22 protein-coding genes and 1 tRNA gene are annotated in these 24,025 nt (G+C 71.5%); 12 read left to right on the top strand and 11 right to left on the bottom strand.

Going from position 1 to position 24,025, the window contains the following annotated elements; translation table 11 throughout:
* The 6 genes from PV396_RS23865 to PV396_RS23840 all read left to right on the top strand — a co-directional run bounded on the left by PV396_RS23865 (position 1) and on the right by PV396_RS23840 (position 6,099).
* On the top strand, positions 1–1,038 hold the full coding sequence (locus PV396_RS23865) for an ABC transporter permease (protein WP_319207726.1): 1,038 nt from the start codon (positions 1–3) through the stop codon (positions 1,036–1,038).
* Complete coding sequence (locus tag PV396_RS23860) at positions 1,038–1,970, top strand: ABC transporter permease (protein WP_319207724.1); 933 nt, start codon at positions 1,038–1,040, stop codon at positions 1,968–1,970. Before PV396_RS23865 ends, PV396_RS23860 begins: the two co-directional genes overlap by 1 nt.
* Positions 1,967–2,743, top strand: a complete 777-nt coding sequence (locus tag PV396_RS23855; protein ID WP_319207722.1) for a nucleoside phosphorylase — start codon at positions 1,967–1,969, stop codon at positions 2,741–2,743. Before PV396_RS23860 ends, PV396_RS23855 begins: the two co-directional genes overlap by 4 nt.
* Positions 2,740–4,041 carry an amidohydrolase gene (locus PV396_RS23850; RefSeq protein ID WP_319207720.1) on the top strand — a complete coding sequence of 434 codons (1,302 nt, stop codon included), beginning with the start codon at positions 2,740–2,742 and terminating at the stop codon, positions 4,039–4,041. Before PV396_RS23855 ends, PV396_RS23850 begins: the two co-directional genes overlap by 4 nt.
* Positions 4,042–4,262: 221 nt before the next feature.
* A complete protein-coding gene (locus tag PV396_RS23845) occupies positions 4,263–4,934 on the top strand; it encodes a FadR/GntR family transcriptional regulator (RefSeq protein WP_319207718.1) in 672 nt (223 codons plus the stop codon).
* A gap of 160 nt (positions 4,935–5,094) precedes the next feature.
* On the top strand, positions 5,095–6,099 hold the full coding sequence (locus tag PV396_RS23840; RefSeq protein ID WP_319207717.1) for a PAC2 family protein: 1,005 nt from the start codon (positions 5,095–5,097) through the stop codon (positions 6,097–6,099).
* 71 nt (positions 6,100–6,170) lie between these two features.
* On the opposite strand, the gene PV396_RS23835 is transcribed toward PV396_RS23840, so the two are convergent.
* From PV396_RS23835 to PV396_RS23815, 5 genes are all read right to left on the bottom strand, one after another.
* On the bottom strand, positions 6,171–7,136 hold the full coding sequence (locus PV396_RS23835) for a superoxide dismutase (RefSeq protein ID WP_319207716.1): 966 nt from the start codon (positions 7,134–7,136) through the stop codon (positions 6,171–6,173).
* Positions 7,137–7,339: 203 nt separating this feature from the next.
* Entirely contained in the window at positions 7,340–8,569 is a 1,230-nt protein-coding gene (gene mshC, locus PV396_RS23830) for a cysteine--1-D-myo-inosityl 2-amino-2-deoxy-alpha-D-glucopyranoside ligase (RefSeq protein WP_319207715.1), read from the bottom strand.
* A gap of 149 nt (positions 8,570–8,718) precedes the next feature.
* Positions 8,719–9,555, bottom strand: coding sequence for an SCO1664 family protein (locus tag PV396_RS23825; RefSeq protein ID WP_319207714.1), 837 nt, complete (start codon positions 9,553–9,555; stop codon positions 8,719–8,721).
* Positions 9,519–10,109 carry a DUF3090 domain-containing protein gene (locus PV396_RS23820; RefSeq protein ID WP_319207711.1) on the bottom strand — a complete coding sequence of 197 codons (591 nt, stop codon included), beginning with the start codon at positions 10,107–10,109 and terminating at the stop codon, positions 9,519–9,521. The genes PV396_RS23825 and PV396_RS23820 overlap by 37 nt, the downstream gene beginning before the upstream one ends.
* 78 nt (positions 10,110–10,187) lie before the next feature.
* Entirely contained in the window at positions 10,188–10,874 is a 687-nt protein-coding gene (locus PV396_RS23815) for a histidine phosphatase family protein (protein ID WP_319207710.1), read from the bottom strand.
* Between the two features lie 77 nt (positions 10,875–10,951).
* On the opposite strand from PV396_RS23815, the gene corA reads away from it, so the two are divergent.
* Positions 10,952–11,956, top strand: a complete 1,005-nt coding sequence (gene corA, locus PV396_RS23810; protein WP_319208416.1) for a magnesium/cobalt transporter CorA — start codon at positions 10,952–10,954, stop codon at positions 11,954–11,956.
* A gap of 23 nt (positions 11,957–11,979) precedes the next feature.
* Here the strand turns inward: corA and PV396_RS23805 are convergent, their stop codons facing one another.
* The gene (locus tag PV396_RS23805; protein ID WP_319207708.1) at positions 11,980–12,768 is read right to left on the bottom strand and encodes a ferritin-like domain-containing protein; all 789 of its coding nucleotides are present in this window, start codon (positions 12,766–12,768) and stop codon (positions 11,980–11,982) included.
* 267 nt (positions 12,769–13,035) lie between these two features.
* Positions 13,036–14,091: an LLM class F420-dependent oxidoreductase gene (locus tag PV396_RS23800; RefSeq protein ID WP_319207705.1), complete on the bottom strand. Its 1,056-nt coding sequence runs from the start codon at positions 14,089–14,091 to the stop codon at positions 13,036–13,038.
* A 155-nt stretch (positions 14,092–14,246) separates the two neighbouring features.
* Between PV396_RS23800 and PV396_RS23795 the strand changes: the two genes are divergently transcribed.
* Both PV396_RS23795 and PV396_RS23790 read left to right on the top strand, forming a co-directional pair.
* The gene (locus PV396_RS23795) at positions 14,247–15,230 is read left to right on the top strand and encodes an aldo/keto reductase (RefSeq protein ID WP_319207703.1); all 984 of its coding nucleotides are present in this window, start codon (positions 14,247–14,249) and stop codon (positions 15,228–15,230) included.
* On the top strand, positions 15,227–17,488 hold the full coding sequence (locus PV396_RS23790; RefSeq protein WP_319207700.1) for a helix-hairpin-helix domain-containing protein: 2,262 nt from the start codon (positions 15,227–15,229) through the stop codon (positions 17,486–17,488). The genes PV396_RS23795 and PV396_RS23790 overlap by 4 nt, the downstream gene beginning before the upstream one ends.
* A gap of 84 nt (positions 17,489–17,572) precedes the next feature.
* Here the strand turns inward: PV396_RS23790 and PV396_RS23785 are convergent, their stop codons facing one another.
* Positions 17,573–18,295 carry a hypothetical protein gene (locus tag PV396_RS23785; protein WP_319207698.1) on the bottom strand — a complete coding sequence of 241 codons (723 nt, stop codon included), beginning with the start codon at positions 18,293–18,295 and terminating at the stop codon, positions 17,573–17,575.
* A 47-nt stretch (positions 18,296–18,342) separates the two neighbouring features.
* Between PV396_RS23785 and PV396_RS23780 the strand changes: the two genes are divergently transcribed.
* Positions 18,343–18,531, top strand: a complete 189-nt coding sequence (locus PV396_RS23780; RefSeq protein WP_014671721.1) for a DUF5703 family protein — start codon at positions 18,343–18,345, stop codon at positions 18,529–18,531.
* 114 nt (positions 18,532–18,645) lie between these two features.
* On the opposite strand, the gene PV396_RS23775 is transcribed toward PV396_RS23780, so the two are convergent.
* From PV396_RS23775 to PV396_RS23765, 3 genes are all read right to left on the bottom strand, one after another.
* A complete protein-coding gene (locus tag PV396_RS23775; RefSeq protein WP_319207695.1) occupies positions 18,646–19,716 on the bottom strand; it encodes a chaplin family protein in 1,071 nt (356 codons plus the stop codon).
* A 135-nt stretch (positions 19,717–19,851) separates the two neighbouring features.
* The gene (chpH, locus tag PV396_RS23770; protein WP_319207693.1) at positions 19,852–20,085 is read right to left on the bottom strand and encodes a chaplin ChpH; all 234 of its coding nucleotides are present in this window, start codon (positions 20,083–20,085) and stop codon (positions 19,852–19,854) included.
* Between the two features lie 221 nt (positions 20,086–20,306).
* Positions 20,307–21,641 (bottom strand): M20/M25/M40 family metallo-hydrolase, encoded by a 1,335-nt coding sequence (locus PV396_RS23765; protein ID WP_319207691.1) that lies wholly within the window; start codon positions 21,639–21,641, stop codon positions 20,307–20,309.
* 190 nt (positions 21,642–21,831) lie between these two features.
* Here PV396_RS23765 and PV396_RS23760 point away from each other — a divergent pair.
* Positions 21,832–21,916 (top strand) — tRNA-Leu (locus PV396_RS23760).
* 569 nt (positions 21,917–22,485) lie between these two features.
* Complete coding sequence (locus PV396_RS23755) at positions 22,486–23,931, top strand: ricin-type beta-trefoil lectin domain protein (RefSeq protein WP_319207689.1); 1,446 nt, start codon at positions 22,486–22,488, stop codon at positions 23,929–23,931.
* The last annotated feature ends 94 nt before the right edge of the window (positions 23,932–24,025 follow it).

The following is a 24,025-nucleotide window of genomic DNA, read 5'->3' as shown; positions in this document are numbered from 1 at the left end:
ATGAACCACATCACGAGAGCCCTCCGCTCCCACGTCGCCTTCTCGGTGCTCGCCGGAGTGGTCATCGGCGCCCTGTTCCTCGTCGGGACCGGCGCCGATCCCCTCGCCGCGTACGGCGCGGTGCTCAGCGGTTCGCTCGGCGCCGACGGCATCGGGTCGACGCTGACCACCCTGACGAGCGTGCTGGGCCTGGCCCTCGCGCTGGCCGTGCCGTTGCGCGCCGGCCTCATCAACCTGGGTGGGGACGGCCAGTTGGTGCTCGGCGGGATGGCGGCGGCCGTGACGGGGCTGTACTCGCCCCTGCCCGCGCCGCTCACCGTCGTCCTCGCGCTGCTCGCGGGCATGGCGGCCGGCGCCGGGTACGCGGCCCTGGCCGCCCTGTGCGAGAACCGGTTCGGCGTGCCGCTGCTGGTCAGCAGCCTGCTGCTCAGCTATCCGGCGGCGTCCTTCGCCTCCTACCTGGCCCGCTACCCGCTCAAGGAGCCCGGCTCCAGCCTCCCCCAGACCCGGCAGCTGCCGGACGGGGTCGCGCTGCCCACGTTCGGCTCGTCGACCGTGACGGTCGGGCTGCTGCTGGTCGTCGTGGCCGCCGCCGCGTACTGGTTCACCGACCGGCGTACCGCGTTCGGCTACGAGATGCGGATGACCGGCCTCAACCCCCGCTTCTCCGCCTATGCGGGCGTCGAGCGCAAGGGCCTGACGCTGCGGCTGATGGCGGTGTCGGGCGCGCTGGCCGGACTCGTGGGCGCCATAGGCGTGTTGAGCTTTCCGTACCGCTTCCTCGACGGCTCGCTCACCGCTTCCGGATACACCTGGACGGGTTTGACGGCGGCCCTGCTGGCCGCCGCCGTGCCCGTCGGCACGGTCCTCGCGTCCTTCTTCTTCGCCGTGCTCCAGGTCGGCGGGCTGTCGATGGAGCGGACGACCGAGGTGCCGCGCGAGCTGACCCAGGTGCTCCAGGCGATCGTGATCGTGTTCCTGGCGGCGCGACTGCGCTTCCCCCAAGGGTGGTTCAACCGTCGCCAGGAGGCGGTGTGATGTTCTTCGACTCCGATCTCCTCATGTCGGCGCTGCGCGCGCTGACGCCCATCCTGCTGGCGGCGCTCGGCGGGGCGATCTGCGAACGGGCGGGCGTCTTCAACATCGGCCTCGAGGGCATGATGCTGATGGGCTGCTTCACGGCGGTGGCCACCAGCTGGTTCACCGGCAGTCCCTGGCTCGGTGTGCTGGCGGCGGCGCTCGCCTCCGCCGCGTACTCGCTGATCCTGGCCGTGGGTGCGGTGACCCTGCGCGGGGACGCGGTTGTGCTGGGAATCGCCCTGAATCTCCTGGCAGTTGGCCTGACCAGCTTCCTCCTCCGTACCGTCTTCGGCGTGCAGGGCACTTTTGACGATCCGTCACTGGCCGGGCTGCCGTTGGTCGGTGGCTTCTCGCCGCTCGCGTATCTGGCGTGGGCGGCGGTCGGTGTGGCCGCGCTGATGCTGTCCCGGCATGTGTGGGGGCTCAGGCTGCGCGGGGTCGGCGAGGCGCCGGACGCGGCGGCCACGCTCGGCGTGAGCCCGGTCAGGTACCAGTACGGGGCGGTGCTCGTCTCCGGTGTGCTGTGCGGGCTCGCTGGGGCTCAACTCGCCCTCGGGAACGTCACGTTGTTCTCCGAGAACATGACGGCGGGGCGCGGCTGGATCGCCGTGGTCGCGGTGATGCTGGGCCGGGCGCTGCCGCTCGGCGTGCTGCTGGCGGCGCTGTTGTTCGGGCTCGCGGAGGCGGCCGGGTTCCGTCTGCAGGGCCTCGGTCTGCCGCAGCAGGCGACCGACGCCGCGCCGTACGTCGTCACGCTCGGCGCCCTCTTCCTGACGACGGCCCGCCGCCGTCGCCGCACCCCGTCCCCGTCACCCTCCTCTCCCGCCGCCCCTCCCCCGTCTCCTCCCGCTTCTCCTTCCACGTCCACTTCCGCTGGAGCCGCTTCATGACGCAGGACCTGTCGCCCGTCACCCGAATACCCCGCACGGGGCTGCCGCCGCGCGCGCTGGTCGTCGGCGACCCCCAGCGCGCCGCTCTCGTCGGCGCCAGGCTGGAGGACGCGCGGGAGGTGTCGTACCACCGCGAATACCGTGTGTTCAGCGGGAGTTGGAAGGGCGTTCCGGTGCTGGTCGCCTCGCACGGGGTGGGCGCGCCGGGGGCGATCCTGCTGTTCCAGGAGCTGGCGGACGCCGGTGTGCGGACCTTCCTGCGGTTCGGTACTGCGGGTGCGATGAAGCCGGGGATCGGCGACGGCGACCTCGTGATCGCGGAGGCGGCCGTCCGGGACGACGGTGTCACCCACCAGTTGCTGCCCCCGGAGTATCCGGCGGTGTCGTCCCCCGAGGCGGTGCTCGCGCTCCAGCGGGCGGCGCGTGAGGCGGGCGCCCCGCACCACCGGGGCATCGTGTGGACGCGGGCCGCGTTCCAGCCCGGTCTGCTCCCCCTCTTCTCCTACGACGGCGCCGGACTCGCCGCCATCGAGATGGAGTTGAGCGCACTGCTGGTGACGGCCTCGCTGCGCGGACTGGTCGCGGGCGGAGTGGTCGTCATCGACGGCGCGAACGCCGACGAGCTCGTCGACGAGACCGCGACCGGCGGCTACAACCCGCACCGGGAGGTCGTGGCGGAGGGCGTCGAACGCGGCGCGGTGGTGTCGCTGGAGGCGCTGCGTCTGCTGGCGGAGTTCGAGGCCGAGACCGAGTCCGGGGAGTACGGCGTATGAGCGAGCCGATCGATCTGCTGGTGCACGGCGGTGACGTGCTCACCGTGGACGAGGCCGGAACCGTCGTTCACGACGGCGCGGTTGCCGTCCGGGACGGTGAGATCGTCGCCGTGGGTCCGGCCGAGGAGCTGACAACCCGGTTCACAGCCGGGGAGTCCCTTGACGCGGCGAACTGCCTCGTCCTTCCCGGCCTGGTCAACACCCACACCCATCTCGCGATGACGTTCCTGCGCGGCCGGGCCGACGACGTCACCCTCCAGGGCTTCCTGGAGCGCGTGCTGAAGTGGGAGGCCCAGCTGCTGTCGCCGCGCAATGTGGCGGCGGCGGTCCGGGTCGCGGTCGCCGAGAGCGTACGGGCCGGGGTGACCTCCGCGCTCGACATGTACTGGTTCCACGAGGCGGCCGAACAGGCGGCGCGCGAGGCGGGCTGGCGGCTGCACAGCGGCCCCACCTTCATGGACGTGCCGGAACCGCCCGACGGCATCGCCTACGAGGACCGGCTGGCGTGGGCCCGCCAGGACCTGGCCGCCCGGGGCACCCCCCGCCCCGGCCACCGTCCGATCCTCTTCGCCCACTCCACCTACACCCTCTCCCCCGAGCAGCTCGTCGAGATCGCCGCCCTGGCAAGGGAGTTCGGCGCCCTGCTGCACATCCACGCCGCCGAGAACGCGACCGAGGTCGCCACCGTCGAGGTGCGGTACGGCAAGCGCCCGGTCGAACTGCTCGACTCGCTCGGTCTGCTCGGCCCCGACCTGCTGCTGGCCCACGCCGTGGACCTCACCGGCCCGGAGATCGCGGCGCTGGCCCGCACCGGCACGTCCGTCGCCCACTGTCCCGTCTCGAACCTGAAGCTCGGCTGCGGCATCGCGCCCGTGCCTCGGCTGCTCAGCGCCGGTGTGACCGTCGGGCTCGGCACGGACGGCGCCGTCAGCTCCAACACGCTGGACGTGCTGGGGGCGGTACGGCAGGCGGCCCTCGTGCACAAGGCGGGCGGCGACCCCACGGCGGTCGGCGCCGAACAGGCCGTACGCATGGCGACCGTCGAGGGCGCGAAGGCACTGGGCCTGGGCGATCGGCTGGGCTCCCTGGAGCCGGGCAAGCGGGCCGACCTGATCGTGCTCGACCTGGGCGGCCCGCATCTGCGGCCCCTGCACGACCCCTGGTCGACGCTCGCGTACGCGGCGCACTCGGCGGACGTCCGGGACACCGTCGTGGACGGCAGGGTACTGATGCGCGACCGGACCCTGACCACCCTCGACGAGGCCGCGGCGCTCGCCGACCTGGAAGCACTGCTCTGACTCCGCGCACCTGGTTCCCACGAGGAGGCCGGCCCGACATCCGCACGTGCTGTCGGGCCGCCACTCGAACGTGCTGACGAACCAACAGCACGCGGGTACCGTTCCGGCCACCCTTGGGGGACTCTCGTACGGGCTGACATCGTATTTTGTGTCCCGTTCAGCCCACTGAACCCTCATAATGGCCGAGACATCGGATGTCTGAACGACAGGGAGGCCCCGCCATGGCAGTCACCGATGAGGCGATCGAAAAAATCAAGGGGATGATCGTCTCCGGGTCTCTTCGCCCCGGCGACCGGCTGCCCAAGGAGAGCGAGCTGGCCGCCGAACTCGGACTGTCCCGCAACTCCCTGCGCGAGGCGGTGCGCGCCCTGTCGCTCATCCGGATCCTCGACGTACGGCAGGGCGACGGCACCTACGTCACCAGCCTGGATCCCCAGCTCCTGCTCGAGGCGCTGAGTTTCGTCGTCGACTTCCACCGCGACGACACCGTCCTGGAGTTCCTGGCCGTACGCCGCATCCTGGAGCCGGCCGCCACCGCGATGGCGGCCGCACGTGTCAGCGAGCAGCAGCTGGACGCGCTGTCCGCGCAGCTGGAGCGGCTGGGCGGACAGCCGTCGGTGGAGGAACTGGTCGCCGCCGACCTGGAGTTCCACCGGGGCATCGTGCAGAGTTCCGGCAACTCGGTGCTCTGTTCCCTTCTCGACGGTCTGTCCGGCCCGACCACCCGGGCGAGGATCTGGCGCGGCCTGACCCAGGAGGACGCGGTCAGCCGCACCCTGCACGAGCACCGGGCGATCCTGGGCGCCCTGCGCGACCGGGACGCCGAGGCGGCGCGCTCGTGGGCGACGGTGCACATCGCCAGCGTGGAGCAGTGGCTGCGGTCGACCCTCTAGGGGCCGGGGTGGTGCGGGGTGATCACTCACGGGTGGTGTTCCGGGGTGTCTATCGGGGCAGTGATCCGTTCACTCCCCCGTGCAAGGGGGCTGCGGGCGCTCTCGCCGCACGCCGTAAGGTTGGGTGGTCAAGCGAGGGCACGTCGGAAGGAGGCGCTGGGTGATCGAGCTGGAGGGGGTTCCCGAGCTGATCGACCCAGTCATGGTGGCCGCGTTCGAGGGTTGGAACGACGCCGGCGACGCAGCTTCCAGCGCGGTCGCACATCTGGACCGGGAGTGGAAGGGCGAGGTGTTCGCGGCGCTGGACGCCGAGGACTACTACGACTTCCAGGTCAACCGCCCCACCGTGTGGCTGGACAACGGCGTACGCAAGATCACCTGGCCGACGACCAGGCTGTCCGTGGTCAGGGTCGGCGGCGACAAGCCCCGTGACCTCGTGCTGGTCCGGGGCATCGAGCCGTCGATGCGCTGGCGTTCCTTCTGCAACGAGCTGCTGGGCTTCGCGCACGAGCTGGGTGTGGAGCTGGTGGTCATCCTGGGCGCCCTGCTCGGCGACACCCCGCACACGCGTCCGGTTCCGGTCAGCGGGGTCACGTCCGACGCGGATCTGGCCCAGCGGATGGATCTGGAGGAGACCAAGTACGAGGGCCCCACGGGCATCGTCGGCATCCTCCAGGAGGCGTGCACGCACGCGGGCGTCCCGGCGGTGTCGCTGTGGGCGGCGGTCCCGCACTATGTGTCGCAGCCGCCCAACCCGAAGGCGACGCTGGCCCTCCTGAACCGGCTGGAGGACCTGATCGACATCCGCATCCCGCTGGGCGAGCTGCCCGAGGACGCGCGCGCCTGGCAGGTGGGCGTGGACCAGCTGGCCGCCGAGGACAGCGAGGTCGCGGAGTACGTGCAGACGCTGGAGGAGGCCCGGGACACCGCCGAGCTGCCCGAGGCGACGGGTGAGGCCATCGCCCGCGAGTTCGAACGCTATCTGCGTCGCCGTGACGGCACCGGCCCTGCGGGCCCCGGCGCGGCCCCGGGCGGCCACGCCACGGCGGACGGCACGGACAGCGCGTCGTACCTCAGGGACAACCCGGCCGGCCGCCCGAAACCGCAGCCGCCGAAGCCGCCCCAGCTGCCGAGCACGGACGACGAGGACCCTCCGGAGGAGTAGGCGCCAGGTAGGGAAGGGCCGGTGCGAGTGGTGCGCACCGGCCCTTCCCCCTCTGTGCCTCCCGGCGCCTGTCAGCGCTCCACGGAGACCACGGCGTACGTCGTCTGCGGCGTCGGCGTCGTCGTGAACCGGGCGTTGGGCAGATACAGCCGGTTGCGGTACGCGGCGACGGTGGTCGGCACGTCGAAGTCCGGGTCGGTGATACGGCGTTGGAAGACCCCGCGGCTCCCGTCCCCCGACAGTGTGAACACGTCGACCGCGTTCTGCCGGTTCTGCACGACGTACAGCGTGCGCCCGACGAGCAGCAGTCCGTCGCCGTTGGTGAGCGGGGCCGCGTCGCCCAGGGCGACGAGCTTGGTGACGCCGGTGCGCGGGTCCACCCGGTGCAGTCCGCCGACCCCGGACTGGACGACGAGGAGCGCCTTCCCGTCGGGCGTACCCGTGATGCCGTTGGCGTTGACGACCTCGCCGGGCACCTGGCTCCAGTCGCCGCTCAGGGGGATCCGTACGACGTCGCCGGCGCCCGGCAGCGCGCCGCCCCGGCCGAGCGGGAGGGCGTACAGGGTGGGCTGGAAGGAGTCGGTGAAGATCGCCGCGCGCGGCGTCAGGAAGACGTCGTTGGCGAAGGTGGGCGTCGCGGTGGTGAGGGCGTAGGAGGCGAGGACCGCGCCGGTACGGGTGTCCACGACGCGGGCGCCCTCGCTGCGGGCGGCGACGAACAGGCGCCCTCGGCCGTCCAGTTTGAGCCCGACGGACGGGGTGCCGGGGCCGGTGGAGATGATCTCGCCGGCGCCGGTGCGCAGGTCGGCCCGGTAGATCGAGCCGTCGCCGAGCGAACCCAGGTAGGCGTAGGGGCCGGCGCCGGTGGCGATGCCCTCCGGACGGAAGCCGTCGGGCAGGGATATCAGGGTCGGCAGGGTCTTCGGGGAAGCGGCGGCCGGTGAGGCGACCAGGGCCGCGGAGACGGTGGCGGCGCCCGCCGCGAGGAGTCCGCGGCGGCTGACGTGGCGTGCGAAGGAACCGTGTGTGGGTGCCACGGGGCTTCCTTCCGGGAAGGGACCGGCAGTTGGCCGGTCCTACGGGTCAACTGACCCTGCCACCACATCACATGACGACTGCTGCCACACCAGACCCGGGAGAGTCGACAGCACCTCGACAGCAATGACCCCCGGCAACGCAAGGGGCGTTGGGCGGCTGAACCCGCCCAACGCCCCTCCGCACACGTCTGTACGCGCGCTCCTTACAGTGCCACGCCCAGCAGGGCGTCCACGGCGCGGGAGACGACGCCCGGGGCGCCCTCGTCCGTACCGCCGTGCTCCGTCTGGAGGGCCGCCCAGCGGTCCACGGCGGCCAGTGCGGCCGGGGCGTCCAGGTCGTGGGCGAGAGCCTCGCGCAGCTCCTCGACGAGCGCGTCGCCGGACGGACCGTCTGGCCGGGACACCGCCGCCCGCCAGCGCCCGAGCCGCGCCACGGCGTCCTCGAGAACCTGGTCGGTCCACTCCCAGTCGGAGCGGTAGTGGTGGGCCAGCAGAGCGAGCCGGATGGCGGCCGGGTCGACCCCGTCGCGGCGCAGCGCGGACACGAAGACGAGGTTGCCCTTGGACTTGGACATCTTCTCGCCGTCGAGCGCGACCATGCCGGCGTGGACGTACGCCTTGGCCATGGGGAACTCGCCGGTCAGCACCTGGGCGTGCGAGGCGCCCATCTCGTGGTGCGGGAAGACGAGGTCGGAGCCGCCGCCCTGCACGTCGAAGCCCATACCGAGATGGTCGAGGGCGATGGCGACACACTCGATGTGCCAGCCGGGGCGACCGCGGCCCAGCGAACCGCCGTCCCAGCTCGGCTCGCCCTCCCGGGCCGCCATCCAGAGCATCGGGTCGAGGGGGTTCTTCTTGCCGGGCCGGTCGGGGTCTCCCCCGCGTTCGGCGGACAGCAGCCGCATCGCGGCGGAGTCCAGGTTGGACACCTTGCCGAAGTCGGGGTCGGCCTCGACGGAGAAGTAGACGTCCCCCTCGAGCTCGTAGGCGGCGCCCGCGTCCCGCAGCCGCTCGACGAGCGGGACGATGCCGGGTATCGCCTCGACGGCGCCGATGTAGTGCTTCGGGGGCAGCATCCGCAGGGCGGTCATGTCCTCCCGGAAGAGCGCGGTCTCCTGCTCGGCGAGTCCCGCCCAGTCGACTCCGTCGCGCACGGCCCGCTCGAGCAGCGGGTCGTCGACGTCGGTGACGTTCTGGACGTAGTGAACCTGCCGCTTGGTGTCGAGCCACACGCGTTGGACGAGGTCGAACGCGTTGTAGGTCGCCGCGTGACCCATGTGGGTCGCGTCGTACGGAGTGATGCCGCAGACGTAGATACGGGCGACGGGACCGGGGTCGAGGGTGACCAGAGCACCGGTCGCGGTGTCGTGGATCCTCAGGTCGCGGCCCTGACCAGTCAGGGCGGGGACCTCGGAAGCGGGCCAGGCATGCATGTCATGAGCGTAACCGGACGGATGTTCCGTATACGAGCCGGACGGGGTCCAGATGGCCGGGAAGGCGGTCTTGCGAGATTCGTCTCAGTGTCCTAGCCACCGATCCGGCGGGGCTTGTCGCACCGTCCGGCGCCACAGCCCCACGCGCCTCACACAGGCGGCCACGGGATGGACGGCCACTCCCCGCTGGGCTCCGGATGCCTTCCGGACGACAGCAGCTCGTCCACACGCACGCGCGTGGCCTCGATCTCGTCGCCGGTGACCAGCTCCGCCAGCCGCTCGGCCAGCGCCGCGCCCTCCGCCAGCGCGCTCCGCAGGCCGGTCAGCATCTCGACCGCCTCCGGTGTCAGCGGCTCTCCCGCCCACCCCCACAGAAGTGTCCGCAACTTGTTCTCGGCGTTGAAGGTGACGCCGTGGTCGATGCCGTACAGCCGTCCCTCGTCACCGGGCAGCAGATGCCCGCCCTTGCGGTCCGCGTTGTTGATGACGGCGTCGAGCACGGCGAGCCGCCGCAGTCGCTCGTCGTCGGCGTGCACGAGCAGTGCCGTCTTCCCCTCGCCCACCTCGGCGAAGGCAATGGCCTTCCACCCGGGCGCGGGCTCCTCGCTCTCGACCAGGGCGAGCAGCCCGGCGCCGCCGTCCGCCGCCACGTCGATCCACAGCTGGCACATTCCCTCGCCGTACGGCCCCTCGCGCAGCACGGTGGGCGGTACGAGCCCCCAGCCGGTCGCCTCGGAGACCTCGTACGCCGCCACCTCGCGTTCGGCGAGGGTGCCGTCGGGGAAGTCCCACAGGGGCCGCTCACCGGCGACGGGCTTGTAGATGCAGGCGGCCTCCTGCCCCTCGTAGGAGACCGTGCAGTACAGCGCGGCGTTCGACGCCTCCTGAATGCGCCCGCGTACCGTCAGTTCGCCCTTGGCGAGCAGTTCGGCGGGCGTGCGGGGGGTCGTCACGCTCCGCGGCGGTATCCGTTCTGGCGCGGACATACGTGTCCTTCCGGGTCGAGCGGGAGGCTGCACAGCGGGCAGGGCGGCCGGCCGGCGTTGACGACGTCGAGGGCGCGCTTGGCGAAGGCGCGGGCCTGTGCGCCGGTGAGCCGGACGCGCAGCATCGGGGGGCCGTTCTCCTCGTCCTGGAGGAGCCGCTCCTCGGCCTCGGCGAGGTCCTCCTCGGAGTCGGCGTCGAGCTCCACCAGGGCCTGGGCCTCGACGATCATGCGCTGCTCGTCGCCGTCCCAGGCGAGGGCCATGGTGCCGACCCGGAACTCCTCCTCGACGGGGCTGTCGAGGGGGCGGGTGTCGGACACCTCGCTGGGGGCCACGGCCGGGACGGAGGCGTTGCCCCCGCTACGGCGTACGACTTCGTCGAGCAGTTCGTCCATGCGTTCGGCGAGCGCGGCGACCTGGGTCTTCTCCAGGGCCACGCTGGTCACCCGGGGGCCGGCCGTGGCCTGGAGGAAGAACGTACGGCGCCCGGGCAGTCCGACCGTGCCGGCCACGAAGCGGTCCGGGGGATCGTAGAGGAACACCTGACGGGACACGTCCTGTCTCCATTGAATCGAATGGTTTTGGGCATCCGCGGCGCTACCGCGACCGCTTCACCCTACTGCTGACGACGATCACGGTGCGCCCGCACCGCCTCCGACCGCGGCGTCCTCGCTCGGCGGTTCCTCGCGCGGCGCAAGGGAGGCGAAGTCGCCGGTGTCCCCGAGGCGCACGAGAAACGGCCTGAGACGGGTGTAACGGATCGCCGTGATGGAACACGGTTCGACGGACACCCTTTGAAAGAGGTCGAGATGAAGCCCGAGCGCGTCCGCGACAAGGGACTTGATGATGTCGCCGTGCGAGCACATGAGGTAGACGGCGTCGGCGCCGTGATCGGCCTCCACGCGCGCGTTCCACTCGCGTACGGCTTCGGCCGCGCGCGTCTGCATGGTCCGCATGGACTCACCGCCGGGGAAGGCCGCGGCGGACGGGTGGGCCTGGACGACCTGCATGAGGGGCTCGTCCATCAGTTCGGCGAGCTTGCGTCCGGACCAGTCCCCGTAGTCGCACTCCGAGATCCGCTCCTCGGTGTGCGCGCGCAGTTCCGGCCGGGCTTCGAGAAGTGGCCGGATCGTCTCCTGGCAGCGCTGGAGGGGGCTGGTGACGATCTCGGAGATCGGCAGCTCGGCGAGCCGCCCCGGCAGCGCGGCGGCCTGCGCGGCGCCCCGCTCGTCGAGGGCGACGCCGGGCGTACGGCCGGCGAGCACGCCAGAGGTGTTGGCGGTGGAACGTCCGTGCCGGACGAGGATCAGCGTGGGCATGCGGCCCAGGGTAGGCGTACGGCCGCCGGTGACAGGCCCTGCTGCGTTTTCGGCCGGGTGGCGGGAGAATGCGCACCGTGATCGTCGACTGTGCCATCTACCGCGACGGGCGCCGCTCGGACGGCCCCGCGGACTTCTCCGACGCCCTCGACGAATGCCGTGCGGACCGGGTCGGGGACGCGTTCGTGTGGATCGGCCTGCACGAGCCCACGGAGAACGAGTTCGAGCACGTCACGGAGGAGTTCGGGCTGCACCCCCTGGCCGTCGAGGACGCCCTCAACGCGCATCAGCGGCCGAAGCTGGAGGTGTACGACGACTCGCTGTTCATGGTGCTCAAGCCGGTCGGGTACGAGCCGAAGGCCGACATCGTCTCCTCCGGCGAGGTCATGGTCTTCATCGGCGACTCCTTCGTGGTGACCGTGCGGCACGGCCAGGAGGCTCCTCTCGCCGCCGTACGGCACCGGCTGGAGGCGGAGCCCGAGATGCTGCGGCACGGCCCCACGGCGGTGCTCTACGCGATCGCCGACGCCGTCGTCGACCACTACGTGGAGGTGGCGGGCGAGCTGGGCACCGACCTGGAGGAGCTGGAGACGGAGGTGTTCTCGCCGTCCGCCGGCGGCTCGCGACACACGGCGTCCCGCATCTACACCTTCAAGCGGCAGATCCTGGAGTTCCGCCGCGCCACGGGCCCGCTGGCGGCACCGCTCGGCAGGCTCGCGGGCACGGGCCTGTTCGGCACGCGCGTGCCGTTCGTCCACGAGAAGGCGGAGCCCTTCTTCCGGGACGTCAGCGACCACCTCACGCGCGTGAACGAGTCCGTGGAGGGCCTGGACCGTCTGGTCTCCGACGTGTTGTCGGCCCACCTCGCGCAGATGAGCGTCCGGCAGAACGACGACATGCGCAAGATCTCCGCGTTCGCCGCGATGGCCGCGTTCCCCACCATGGTCGCCGGGATCTACGGCATGAACTTCGAGCACATGCCGGAACTGCGCTGGGTGTGGTCGTACCCGGTGCTGCTCGTGGCGATGGTCGCGGTGGAGGTCCTGCTGTACCGGATGTTCAAGCGCCGGGGCTGGCTGTAGCGCGGGGGTGCCCTCAAACGTACTCAGGCGTACTCGGGTGACGTGGTCGCCGGGCCGCCCAGGGCGTCGCGCCGCTCGGGCATCCTCAGGGAGACCATGCGGCGCCAGCCGACGGCCCGCTCGTAGGCGTACCGCGCGCGGATGCCCGCGGCGAGGACGGCCGCCTTGGGGCGCGGCCAGCCGAGGACGCGCCCCATGTGGGACATGACCGCGAGGCTGACGTCCCGGTAGACGCGGATCTCGGCGAGCGCGCACTCGCGCAGCGTCCGCTGGATGGCGCGGCCGTGGCCCGCGGCGGCGAAGCGCAGGAGTTCCTCGTGGCAGTAGGCGAGGTGGTTGTCCTCGTCGTGGGAGATCATCCGTACCGCGCGGCCGAGGTCGGGGTGGTCGCCGAAGTACCTGCGCAGCAGGTCCATCTCCTCCGAGGCGCGCTGTTCGGTGACGCGGCTGTGGGCCAGGTAGGTGACGAGGTCGGGGACGGTCAGGGGTTCGTCGCCCTTGAGTTTCTCGTGCGCGAGACCGATGCCCCGGCGTTCCAGGAGCATCGTGTAGTCGGTCTCGGCCGGGACGTCGACGGGCTGCAGGCCGCGCTTCTTCATGAGGGCCCGGAAGATCCGCCCGTGCTTGTCCTCGTCCGCACCGTGCCGGGTGATCCTGGGGGCGAGTGCGCGTTCGCCCGCCGGCACGAGCGCGGCGATCCGCGCGTTCTCCCAGCCGCCCTGGGACTCCCCGCTCGCCGCGATGGAGCAGAAGAGACGGAAGGAGTCGTCGTTGTCGAGGATCTCCTGGAACAGACTCCTGGCCGAAAGCATCGGGGCACCTCTCGCAGATCTGCCGGGCTCCGCGAAGAACACGTCGGACAACGAGTCAAATGCGGGGCCGGAGGTGCCGCAACACGTGAGCCGGGCGACTCCGCCGAAGGGAGCAGCGACGGGGGCGCCTTGGGACGTGAGTGCGAGGGCTCGGAGGGTGCGTGGGTGCGTAACCGCCCGGGCCCGTGGCGCGTTGTGCTCCGTGACGGCCGTGGCGGGGAAGACCCCCGAGCCCCCACCACGGCCGCGGAACTTTCTCGCTGCCGCCTACGCGAGTCCGGCACTCTCCAGGGCGTCGGTGCCCGCCCGCAGCGCGGCGATCCGCTCGTCGAGCGTGAAGCCGGCCGGGGCGAGGGTGAGCGTGGTGACCCCAACCGCCGCGTAGGCCCGCATCCGGTCGGCGATCCGGTCCACCGAGCCGAGCAGCGTCGTCTGGTCGATCAGGTCGTGTGGAACGGCCGCCGCGGCGCCCTGCTTGTCGCCGGACAGGTACTTGTCCTGGATCTCGGCGGCTTCCTTCTCGTACCCCATGCGCTGGGCGAGCTGGTTGTAGAAGTTCTGCTTACGGCTGCCCATGCCGCCCACATACAGGGCGGTGTACGGCCGGAAGGTGTCGGCGAGCTTGGATACGTCCTTGTCGTCGCCGAGGGCGAGCGGCAGCGTGGGACAGATGTCGAACCCGTCCAGGGTCTTGCCGGCCTTCTCGCGCCCCGCCCGCAGGTACTGGATGGCGGTGTCCTCGATGTGCGCGGCGGACGGGAAGATGAGCAGTGCCCCGTCGGCGATCTCGCCCGTCTGTTCGAGGTTCTTGGGGCCGATGGCGGCGATGTACAGCGGGATGTGCTCGCGCTCGGGGTGCACGGTCAGCTTGATGGGCTTGCCGGGGCCGCCGGGCAGCGGCAGCGTCCAGTGCTCACCGTCGTGGGACAGCCGCTCACGGCTCATCGCCTTGCGGACGATCTCCACGTACTCGCGGGTGCGGGAGAGCGGCTTGTCGAACTTGACGCCGTACCAGCCCTCGGAGACCTGCGGCCCGGAGACGCCGAGACCCAGGCGGAAGCGGCCGCCGGAGAGCGAGTCGAGAGTGGCGGCCGTCATCGCGGTCATCGCGGGCTGCCGGGCCGGAATCTGGAAGATGGCCGAGCCGACGTCGATCCGCTCGGTCTGGGCGGCGACCCAGGTGAGCACGGTGGCCGCGTCCGAGCCGTAGGCCTCGGCGGCCCAGCAGACGGCGTATCCGAGCCGGTCGGCCTCCTGCGCGACGGCCAGATTGTCGCCGTCCATTCCGGCACCCCAGTAGCCGAGGTTGATCCCGAGCTGCATGGCCGATTCCCCTTACCGATCAGTAACGTCCCTTGTACGACCGACCCTAGCGCGTGGGTGGGGCGCCGGCGGTGGGGCGTAGGTCTCGCCGGCCGGGGAAACCGTTGTCCACAGGCAACCCACTTGCTCAGTTCTGGCCAGTAATCTCGGCGTCCATGGAGCAGAGGCATCTCGGCCGTACCGGCCTGCGTGTGTCCCGGATCGGACTCGGCACCCTGACCTGGGGTCGGGACACCGACGAACATGACGCCGCGGCCCAGCTGAAGGCGTTCTGGGAAGCGGGCGGAACCCTCGTCGACACCGCGGACGTGTACGGCGACGGCGAGGCCGAGTATCTCCTCGGGCGGCTCATGGAAGGGCTCGTTCCGCGCCGCGACCTGGTCGTCTCGACCAAGGCGGGCAGCGTGCCCGACCCCGACCGACGCGTCGACGGCTCCCGCGGCCACCTCCTCGCCGCCCTTGACGCCTCCCTCGCCCGCCTCGGCACGGACTACGTCGACGTCTGGCACATCCACGCCTACGACCCCGACACCCCGCTGGAGGAGACGCTCCAGGCCCTCGACCTCGCCGTCAGCAGCGGCCGCGCGCGATACGCCGGGGTCTCCAACTTCTGCGGCTGGCAGCTCGCCAAGGCCGCGACCTGGCAGCTCGCGGCACCGGGCATACGTACGCGCCTGTCCAGCACGCAACTCGAGTACTCACTGCTCCAGCGAGGCGTCGAACGCGAGGTGCTGCCCGCCGCCCTCGACCTGGGCATCGGGCTCCTCCCCTCCTCGCCGCTCGGACGCGGCGTCCTGACGGGCAAGTACCGCAACTCGACCCCGGTGGACTCCCGGGGCGCCTCGGAACACCTCGCGCCCTTCGTCGCGCCCTACCTCGACGACACGGCGAGCCGCATCGTGGACGCGGTGCAGACCGCGGCGGACGGACTGGCGGTGACGCCGCTGCAGGTGGCGCTCGCCTGGATCCGCGACCGGCCCGGTGTGGCCGCCCCCGTCGTCGGCGCGCGCAACGCGCAGCAGCTCACGGCCGCGTTGTCAGTGGAGACCCTTAGTCTTCCTGACGAGATCTGCCGGGCGCTCGACGACGTGTCAGCGCCTGTGCACCGCTATCCCGATCACGACTGGAGCACGCTGTGAGCACGGAGCCCGACACCACGGAGGAAGCCGAGCCGGGCACCCCGGGCGCCGCCGAGGAGGCCGCCCGGGAAGCGGCCGACGATTCACCGGCCGACGAGAACGGGAGCGGGACCGGCGAGAGCGCCGACACCGGCGCCGGTGACCCCGAGCAGTTGTCCGAGGCCGAGGCCGAACTCGCCGCGCAGAGGGAGCTCCGGGAGCGGATCGAGCGGCGCAAGGCCGAGAAGCAGGGTCCGATCGCGAGCGGCACCAAGCTCAGCGGTACTGCCGCCGATCTGATGGCGGCGGTCCGGGCCGTGGAGAGCGGGGAGAAGCCCGCGTCGGCCATCGCCTTCCCCACGCGCGAGCCGAACCCCAGGGCCACGACCGGCGCCCCCGCCGCACGCCCCGCGGCCTCCCCCGCTCCGGTACCGCAGCCCCAGCCCGCCGCGCCCGTCCAGCGCGACACCGCGGCCGTTCCCACCTCACCGGAAGCCGTCGAGGCCGTGCGGGGCGTTCTGACCGAAGGAGGCGCGCCGGACTCGCTCGCGCCGCAGGTCGTCTCGGCGTTGGGCGAAGGGGCGGACGGACAACTGCGCGCCGATCCATGGCAGTTGCTCCGGGTCGCCGGTGTGCGGCCCGAGCAGGCCGACGGGTTCGCGCGGGCGCTGCTCGGCGCCGAGTGCGGTCCGGACGACGAGCGGCGGGGCCGGGCGGTCACGGTGTGGCTGCTGGAACAGGCGGCCCTGGCCGGACACACCGTCCTGGACGCCGCCGCGCTCACCGCCGCGCTCACCCAGCGCGGGGTGCCCGACCCGGACACCGCCGTACAGAGCACGGTCGCGGAGGGAGAGGCCCTGGAGTTCCAGGACGCGATCGAGGAAGCGGCGGGGCAGCCCGCGCCCGACAGCGAAAACAGCGAGGCCGAAGAGGGCGAAGAGGTTGAGGAACGTCCCGTACGTGTGCTGATCGGGCTCGAGCGGTACGCGCTGGCAGAGGAGAGCCTCGCCGACGGGCTGGCCCGGATCGTCAACGCGCTGCCCAAGGAGGCGTCCGAGGACTGGGAGTCGTCACCCGGGTCGTCGGGGTCCGGTTCCGCCGCACAGTTGATCCGTGCCGTCGCGGGCCACGGGCTCGTGCTGCACACCGGCGGTGACGCGGCACGCGCCGAACCGGCCGCCCTGGTGGCCGCGGCCCGTTCGCTGGGCCTGCGGGTCTGCGCGGCGGTCCACACACCCGCCGGCCGCCGCCGCTTCGCGGCCCTTCTGACGTCCGAGGACCAGTCCGCTACGGAATCGGTCTCGGGCTCGGGCTCGGGCTCGGAGTCCGTCGTCACCGTCGCCGGGCTGCTGGCCGGGGTCGAGGGGCCCGGGCGGGACGCCGACGGGGCGTTCGAGCTCGATCTGCTGGTCGTGCTGGACGCGCCGCAGCTCGACGTGGAGAGCGCGGCGATGCTCGTGGAGTCGATGCCCGACGGGTCCAGACTGGTGCTGAGCGGTGATCCGGCGGTGCTGTGGTCGGCCGGCCCGGGGCGGGTCTTCGCGGATCTGGTCGGCACGCGCGCGTGCCCGCACGTCGTGTCGCGCACGCCCGACCTCGGCCCGATCGGCGAACTCGTCTCGGGTGTCTCCGTCGGCGAGCTCACGCAGGTGGAGGCTCCCGGCAAGGAGGTCGTGATCGTCCCCGTGCGGGACGCGGGCGAGGCGGTGCACCGCACGGTGCAGCTCGTCGCGGACTCGGTGCCCAGAGCGCTGGGGGTACCGGCCGAGCAGACCCAGGTGATCACCCCGGGGCACGGGGGCGCGGCCGGCACCCGCGCGCTCAACTCCGCGCTCAAGGAGCGGCTGAACCCCGGCCCGGGCCGCTTCGGCGGCTTCGACCCGGGCGACCGGATCGCGTACTCCCCCGCGCCCGGGCGGACGGTGCCGGGGCAGGTCGTCAAGGCCGACGCGGAGGGACTGCACCTGGAGTGCGACGGCGTCCCCGTCGTCGTACCCAAGGAGCGGGTCGAGCCGACCGTGCGGCACGGGTGGGCGCTCACCGCGCACCAGGCGGTCGGGCTGCACTGGCCGGCCACCGTCGTGGTGCTCCCCGGGGACACGGCTTCGTCGCTGACCCGACCCTGGGTGTACACGGCCTTCGGCCGCGCGGAGCGCCATCTCTCCGTGGTGCACGGCGTGGACCAGGCCCTGGCCCGCGCGGTCGCGGAGGTCCCGGCGAAGGCCCGTACGACGCGGCTGCCCGGCCTGTTCAGAGCCCAGGTGCCGCCGACCGCCTGAGCCGCCGGGCACGAACGACAGCGGCGGTCACGGAAGGTCTCCCTCCCATGACCGCCGCTCACAGGGCGACCGGTGACCGCTCGGCTATCGCCGGTGATCGGCGTCGAGCGGTTCCAGGTCCTCGTCCTCGTCCAGGCCCACGACCACCAGGTCGGGATCGAGCTCGTCCTCCAGCAGGTCGTCGTCCTCGACGCCGTCGTCCGCGTCGTCGTCGAAGACCGCGCTGACGTCGAAGCGACAGACCACCCGCTCCGCGTCGACCTGGTCGAAGGGCGCCTCCAGCCATTCGCCGGGGTCGGCCGCCTCGTCCGCGGCCGTCACCCACAGCGTGGAGTCGCCCTCCTCGAGGCCGAACTCCTTGTGCCGGGAGGCGATCTCGTCCGGCTCGAACTCGCCGAACAGGATGCCCAGCGCCCCGTGCACCGTGGCGGAGACGTCGACGCCCCCGCCGTCGTCGTCCGCGGCCTCCACCCGCTGCGCCTGCGCCAGCAGCCGCTGCGGCTCCACCACGGCGTAGTCGCGGCGGATGAGCACACTCAGCGCGTTCGGCTCCTCGGGGCCCGCGTACGGCGGCAGAGCGTCGTCCGAACCAGGGATCTCGAAGGGGGTGACCTCGTCATAGCGGTCGTAGAGCAGCTCGTCGTACACCTCGGCGGCAGCGGCCAGCTGGTTGAACGCCTCATAGACATCGGGGTCGTCCTCCCCCGACCGGCGTTCGACCGCCGCCAAGTGGCGGTCGAGGGCGGTCTTCACCGCCTCGGCGGCGGCGCGTACCTCGGCAGCGGTGGGCTGCGCAGCATCAGACATAGTGCAGACGCTATCCGTACCGGGCCTCTGCCCGCACAATAGATGCGATGCCGGAATACGAATTTGTCGACGTGTACGTACCGCGCGGGGTCAGCCGCAAGGAGGCCACACGTCTGCTCACGGACCATGCCGAGTACGGACACTGGGAGTTGGACCGACTGAGCCTGCTGCGCGACGGCAGCCGCCGAGTGCGGTTGCGGCGGCGGATCATCCGCCAGGTACGGGCGACGTGGTGAGCTGACACCGCGATACGGAGCGGGCTCCGCGGACGCGGGGCCCGCTCCGTATCGCACGCCGCCGGGTGACCGTACGGCGCATTTCTCCCGTTCGTACGGAATCTCCGTACGGGTCTACGCCGAGGGGCGTGCCTTGCGGTAGAGGACCGTGCCCGCGAGCAGCATGCCCGCGCCCACCGGCAGGGCGAGGCCCAGCGGCAGGTCACCGCCGGTGTGCGCGAGCTGAGCGCCACTCCGGGGCTGCGGAACGGTCCGCGCGCCGCCCTGGTCGACGTACGTGGGGCCGGCCGGAGGCGTCACGCCGTGCGCGATGCTGGGCGGCGCGAGCGGGGAAGCCGGCTTGGCGGGAGTGGCCGGCTGTCCCGGCTTCCCGGGCGCCTGGGGGTTTCCCGGGACTTGCGGAGTGCTCGGCTGCTCGGGGTTGCCGGGCTGCTGCGGGCCTCCCGGCTGTGCGGGGCCGCTCGGTCCGGGCGGGGCCGGGGTCTCGTGATCGCCGCCGGGGGTCGTGCCCGGCTCGTCGGTCTCCGGAGGCGGCGCCGGGTGGCCGCCGCCCGCGTGGTCCCCGGTGTTCGCGCAGTCGTTGCCCGCCACCGTGTTGCCGATGCCGATCACGTCGACGGTGTTGCCGCAGAGGTTCACCGGTGCGTCTACCGGCGCCTCCACATGGTTGCCGGATCCGATGCCCGGGGAGTCGGAGGCGTATCCGCCGGCGTACGAGCCCTCCCAACCGTTCCGGTCCGCCCGGTCCCCGAAGCCACCAGCGGCGCCCGAGTCTCCGTACCCGCCCTGACCGCCATGGCCGCCGTGACCGCCCTCGTCGCCGTACCCATCGGACGAGCCGTAGCTCCCCTGACCGCCGTGGTTGCCCTGGTTTCCATGACCGCCGTGGTTGCCCTGGTTGCCCGAGTTACCGTGTCCTCCCGGTGACCCGTGGCCGCCTCCGCCGTTGGCGCACTTGTTGCCCATCGCCGGGTTGAGCAGACCGACGACGCTCACCGTGTTGCCGCAGACGTTGACCGGCACACTCACCGGCACGCTCACCGAGTTGCCGGACAGCACACCGGCTGAGTTCGAGGCGGCGGCGTTCGCACCCGAGTCGGCATGCGCCTGGGCGCCCCCGGCCGCGGCCATCACGCCTGTCGCGGCCGCCACGGTCATCAGACCCTTGCGGGTGACCTCTCGCATTTCTGCATCCCTGCCTTCAAATGATGTGTCGCGGAACTTCCGAAACGACCTGTCGGCCCCGCAACGCACGAAGCGTTCCGGGGCCGACAGGCTCAGACTCACTGGGAATCAGAGCTCACGCAGTGAGACGCAGCATCAGTTGTTGATGCAGGTGTTGCCGAAGGCGGGGTTCAGCAGACCGATCACGGAGATCGTGTTGCCGCAGACGTTCACCGGAACGTGCACGGGAGCCTGAACAACGTTGCCGGACAGGACACCCGGGGAGTGGACGGCAGCACCCTGAGCACCAGCGTCGGCGACGGCGAGGCCCGCACCCGCGAGAACCAGACCACCAGTGGCAGCCGCAGCGGCGACGACCTTCTTGATCATTATTCCTCCTTGTTGACAATGTGATCCGGAGTAGCGGATCACATCATCAGTAACGAGGACGGAGTAATAGAGCTACGACCCTATGAGCGCGTTCACTCTTCTCAGTCGACTACGCACATGTGGACGATTATTGGAATGTCATTCAGTCGGGTAGTTCCGGGTATCTCCACGGGTCTTGGGACCCGGGTCGAGCCCCTCGGAATACAGGCCTGACCCGGAATTCACGATGCCTCGATGAAGCGGTCGAGCACACGCACCCCGAACTTCAGCGCGTCGACCGGTACCCGTTCGTCGACACCGTGGAACATGCCCGCGAAATCCAGCTCCGGCGGCAGCTTGAGCGGCGCGAAGCCGAAGCAGCGGATGCCGAGGTCCGCGAAGGACTTGGCGTCGGTGCCGGCCGAGAGCATGTAGGGCACGGCCCGGGCGATCGGGTCCTCGGCGACCAGCGCGGTCTGCATGGCCTCCACGAGCGCCCCGTCGAAGGAGGTCTCCAGCGCCTTGTCCGCGTGCACGTCCTCCCGCTTCACGTTCGGGCCGAGGATGCGGTCCAGGTCGGCGAGGAACTCCTCCTCGTAGCCCGGCAGGTACCGGGCGTCGACATGCGCGGTGGCCTGGCCCGGAATGACGTTGACCTTGTAGCCGGCGCCCAGCTGGGTCGGGTTGGCCGTGTTCTGCAGCGAGGCGCCGATCAGCTTGGCGATACCGCCGAGCTTCGCGAGTGTCTCGTCCATGTTCTCGGGGTCCAGCTCGGTGCCCAGCGCGTCACCCAGCTCGTCGAGGAAGTGCCGGAGCGTCTTGGTGACCCGGACCGGGAACTTGTGCCGGCCGAGGCGGCCGACGGCCTCCGACAGTTCGGTGATCGCGTTGTCCTTGTGGATCATCGAACCGTGACCGGCGGTGCCGTCGACGGTCAGCTTCATCCAGTGCATGCCCTTCTGGGCCGTCTCGACGAGATACAGCCGCAGCTTCTCGTTGACGGTGAAGGAGAACCCGCCGACCTCGCCGATCGCCTCCGTCACGCCCTCGAACAGGTCGGGGTGCCGGTCGACGAGATGCCGCGCGCCCCAGGTACCGCCCGCCTCCTCGTCCGCGAGGAAGGCGAGCACGATGTCGCGCGGAGGCTTGCGGCCGGTGCGCAGCCGGTCACGGACGACCGCGAGGGTCATCGCGTCCATGTCCTTCATGTCGACCGCGCCCCGGCCCCACACACACCCGTCGGCGATCTCGCCCGAGAACGGGTTATGGGTCCAGTCCGCCGCGTTGGCCGGTACGACGTCGGTGTGGCCGTGGATGAGCAGCGCCGGCCGGGACCGGTCCTCCCCCTCGATACGCGCCACGGTGGACGCGCGTCCCTTGTGCGACTCGAAGATCTGCGGTTCCAGACCCACCTCGGCGAGCTTCTCGGCAACGTACTCGGCGGCCTTGCGCTCGCCAGGTCCCGAGTGGTCGCCGAAGTTGCTGGTGTCGATCCGGATGAGTTCGCGGCAGAGGTCCACGACCTCGTCCTCGCCGGTGACGTACTTGACCGTATCCGTGCTGCCCGTCCCGCTCACGGTGCTACCTCCCACTGTTCCTGCTGGTGGTCATCCCTCATCCTCCCTCCCCGGCCCACCGCGTCCCAAGGCCGGGACCGGCCCCCGTTACACACCGTTCACGCCGCGACAGGGGGTGACCGGCCACCCCGGAAAGCCTGGTAATGTTTCCTTCGTCGCCACGGGGGGAACCCCACGCGGCAGACACCTTGTCCGGGTGGCGGAATGGCAGACGCGCTAGCTTGAGGTGCTAGTGCCCTTTATCGGGCGTGGGGGTTCAAGTCCCCCCTCGGACACTTACTCTCGTCAGTCGTTCTGGACCCCACCGGTGGTGGGGTCTTTTGCGTTCACGTACGTATCCGACTCCGCCTGCAAGCGGGCCAATTGGGGCTCGCATCACCCCTGGCCTCGCCGGTGGCAGTGCCTCTCGGCCGGGTTATCGTGATCGCCGACGGACCCAGCGCCCCGGTATCCAGCGGGCCCCCCACTGCCGCTCCGCCAGGAGGACGCCATCACCGCCGAACAGGACGCCGCAGCCGCCGAGCCGGACGCCGGTGCCGGCGCGCAGGCGCCGAGCGAGACCTCAACGACGCCCACACCCAAGGTTGTTGCCGCGCCGCCAGCGACCACACCGACAGCCGGACCGGTGTCCTCCCCGAACCCGAAGCCGGACTCCGAGTCCGCCCCCGCCCGCGAGTCCTGTCGGGCGCCGGGGGCGGCGACCGACGCCGATTCGGAGGGCCCGGCCCCGACCGGCGCCGGTGCGACAGGCACCGCCGGTGCGAGCGGCACCGCCAAGGCGGAGGGGACTACCGAGGCGGAGAGGGCTGCCGAAGCGGAGGGACAAACTCCGGTAGGCGCCGTCGTGAGAGGCACAGCCCGGGCTGCAAGCGCCACCCAAGCGGGGAGGGTCGCCGAGGCGGAAAGCGAAACTCCGGTCAGCGCCAGCGCGCGAGGCACCGCCCACGCCGAGGGGATCGCCGAGGTTGAAGGCGAGGTTCCCGTCGGTGTCGGCACGCGAGGCACCGCCCACGCCGAGGGGATCGCCGAGGTTGAGGGCGAGGTTCCCGTCGGTGTCGGCGCGCGAGGCACCGCCCACGCCGAGGGGATCGCCGAGGTTGAAGGCGAGATTCCCGTCGGTGTCGGCGCGCGAGGCACCGCCCACGCCGAGGGGATCGCCGAGGTTGAAGGCGAGATTCCCGTCGGTGTCGGCACGCGAGGCACCGCCCAGGCGCCAAGCGTCACCCAGGCCGAGGGCGCCGCCGAAGCGGAGGGCAAGGCTCCGATCGGCGCCGGTGCGCGAGGCGCCGGCGGTGCGGCCGGTGTTGCCGCCGTGTCGGGTGTCGTCACCGTCGGGGACGGCTCCGACGGGGGTACCGACGCCGCCGCGCGGGGTGCTCATCCCGGTCGGCCGTCCCGGCCGATGCTGGCCGCCGCTGCCATCGCGGGCGCGCTTCTCGTGTCGGTGCCCTTCCTGATCAGCAGCCGTGACAACGACGACACCGCGGTACGCGCCAACTCCGGCAGCAGCACGGCGGACACCGTGCTGAGCGACTCGCTCGACGGGGCTACACCGGACACCTTCGGGACGGCCGAACCCAAGCCGGACACGGTCCGGTCGACGCCCTCGAAAAAGGCGTCGCAGAGCCCGGCGAGCCGGGACGGCAAGGGCGCGGCGGCCGACGCGGCCTCGGGTGCCGGAGCGGCCAGGAGCACGGGCGGCAAGGGGGGCGCCGAGAGCGGGAGCAGCGGGGGCAAGAACCGGTCCACGGGCTCCGGCAGCGGTTCCGGCACGGCCAAGAAGCCCTCCGGTTCGAAGAGCAGCAGCTCGGGATCGGGGCCCAAGACCACGAACAGCGGCGGCGGCACCAAGCCCGCCCCGGCCCCAGCCCCAGCCCCAGCCCCAGCCCCAGCCCCAGCCGTCGTACCCGGCGCGATCATCTTCAGTCACGCGTCCAACAAGTGCATCGACGTCGTCGGCGACAAGGGCAAGGACGGCGCCCCGCTGGAGATCTGGTCGTGCAACGGCAAGGCCCAGCAGAAGTGGATCTTCGAGTCGGACGGCACCGTGCGGGCCATGGGCCTGTGCATGGACGTCGCCTGGGGGTCCGGCGCGGACGGCGCGGTCATCCAACTGGCCACGTGCAGCGGCAACCCTGCTCAGCAGTTCATCCTCGCCGGGCCGGGCGACCTGGTGAATCCGCAGGCCAACAAGTGCGTCGACGTCAAGGACCAGAAGACGGGCAACGGCACCCGGCTCCAGCTGTGGACGTGCAACGGGCAGGACAACCAGAAGTGGACGGCACGCTGACCCTGTTGGCCGTTTTTCGCTGGGTGTGGGCGATATCTCGTCCGCCCGAACGGCGATGAAGATCACCAGGTCAGGGCGTCGGCCCTCCCCCCGG

Source organism: Streptomyces sp. ME02-8801-2C, assembly GCF_033793965.1.
GTDB lineage: Bacteria > Actinomycetota > Actinomycetes > Streptomycetales > Streptomycetaceae > Streptomyces.
This window is presented reverse-complemented; position numbering and strand designations above follow the sequence as displayed.

Coding starts and splice junctions, on each gene's coding strand:
- PV396_RS23865 (WP_319207726.1), top strand. CDS start 1: ATGAACCACATCACGAGAGCCCTCCGCTCCCACGTCGCCTTCTCGGTG.
- PV396_RS23860 (WP_319207724.1), top strand. CDS start 1,038: ATGTTCTTCGACTCCGATCTCCTCATGTCGGCGCTGCGCGCGCTGACG.
- PV396_RS23855 (WP_319207722.1), top strand. CDS start 1,967: ATGACGCAGGACCTGTCGCCCGTCACCCGAATACCCCGCACGGGGCTG.
- PV396_RS23850 (WP_319207720.1), top strand. CDS start 2,740: ATGAGCGAGCCGATCGATCTGCTGGTGCACGGCGGTGACGTGCTCACC.
- PV396_RS23845 (WP_319207718.1), top strand. CDS start 4,263: ATGGCAGTCACCGATGAGGCGATCGAAAAAATCAAGGGGATGATCGTC.
- mshC (WP_319207715.1), bottom strand. CDS start 8,569: ATGCATGCCTGGCCCGCTTCCGAGGTCCCCGCCCTGACTGGTCAGGGC.
- PV396_RS23825 (WP_319207714.1), bottom strand. CDS start 9,555: ATGTCCGCGCCAGAACGGATACCGCCGCGGAGCGTGACGACCCCCCGC.
- PV396_RS23815 (WP_319207710.1), bottom strand. CDS start 10,874: ATGCCCACGCTGATCCTCGTCCGGCACGGACGTTCCACCGCCAACACC.
- PV396_RS23805 (WP_319207708.1), bottom strand. CDS start 12,768: ATGCTTTCGGCCAGGAGTCTGTTCCAGGAGATCCTCGACAACGACGAC.
- PV396_RS23800 (WP_319207705.1), bottom strand. CDS start 14,091: ATGCAGCTCGGGATCAACCTCGGCTACTGGGGTGCCGGAATGGACGGC.
- PV396_RS23795 (WP_319207703.1), top strand. CDS start 14,247: ATGGAGCAGAGGCATCTCGGCCGTACCGGCCTGCGTGTGTCCCGGATC.
- PV396_RS23785 (WP_319207698.1), bottom strand. CDS start 18,295: ATGTCTGATGCTGCGCAGCCCACCGCTGCCGAGGTACGCGCCGCCGCC.
- PV396_RS23780 (WP_014671721.1), top strand. CDS start 18,343: ATGCCGGAATACGAATTTGTCGACGTGTACGTACCGCGCGGGGTCAGC.
- PV396_RS23775 (WP_319207695.1), bottom strand. CDS start 19,716: ATGCGAGAGGTCACCCGCAAGGGTCTGATGACCGTGGCGGCCGCGACA.
- chpH (WP_319207693.1), bottom strand. CDS start 20,085: ATGATCAAGAAGGTCGTCGCCGCTGCGGCTGCCACTGGTGGTCTGGTT.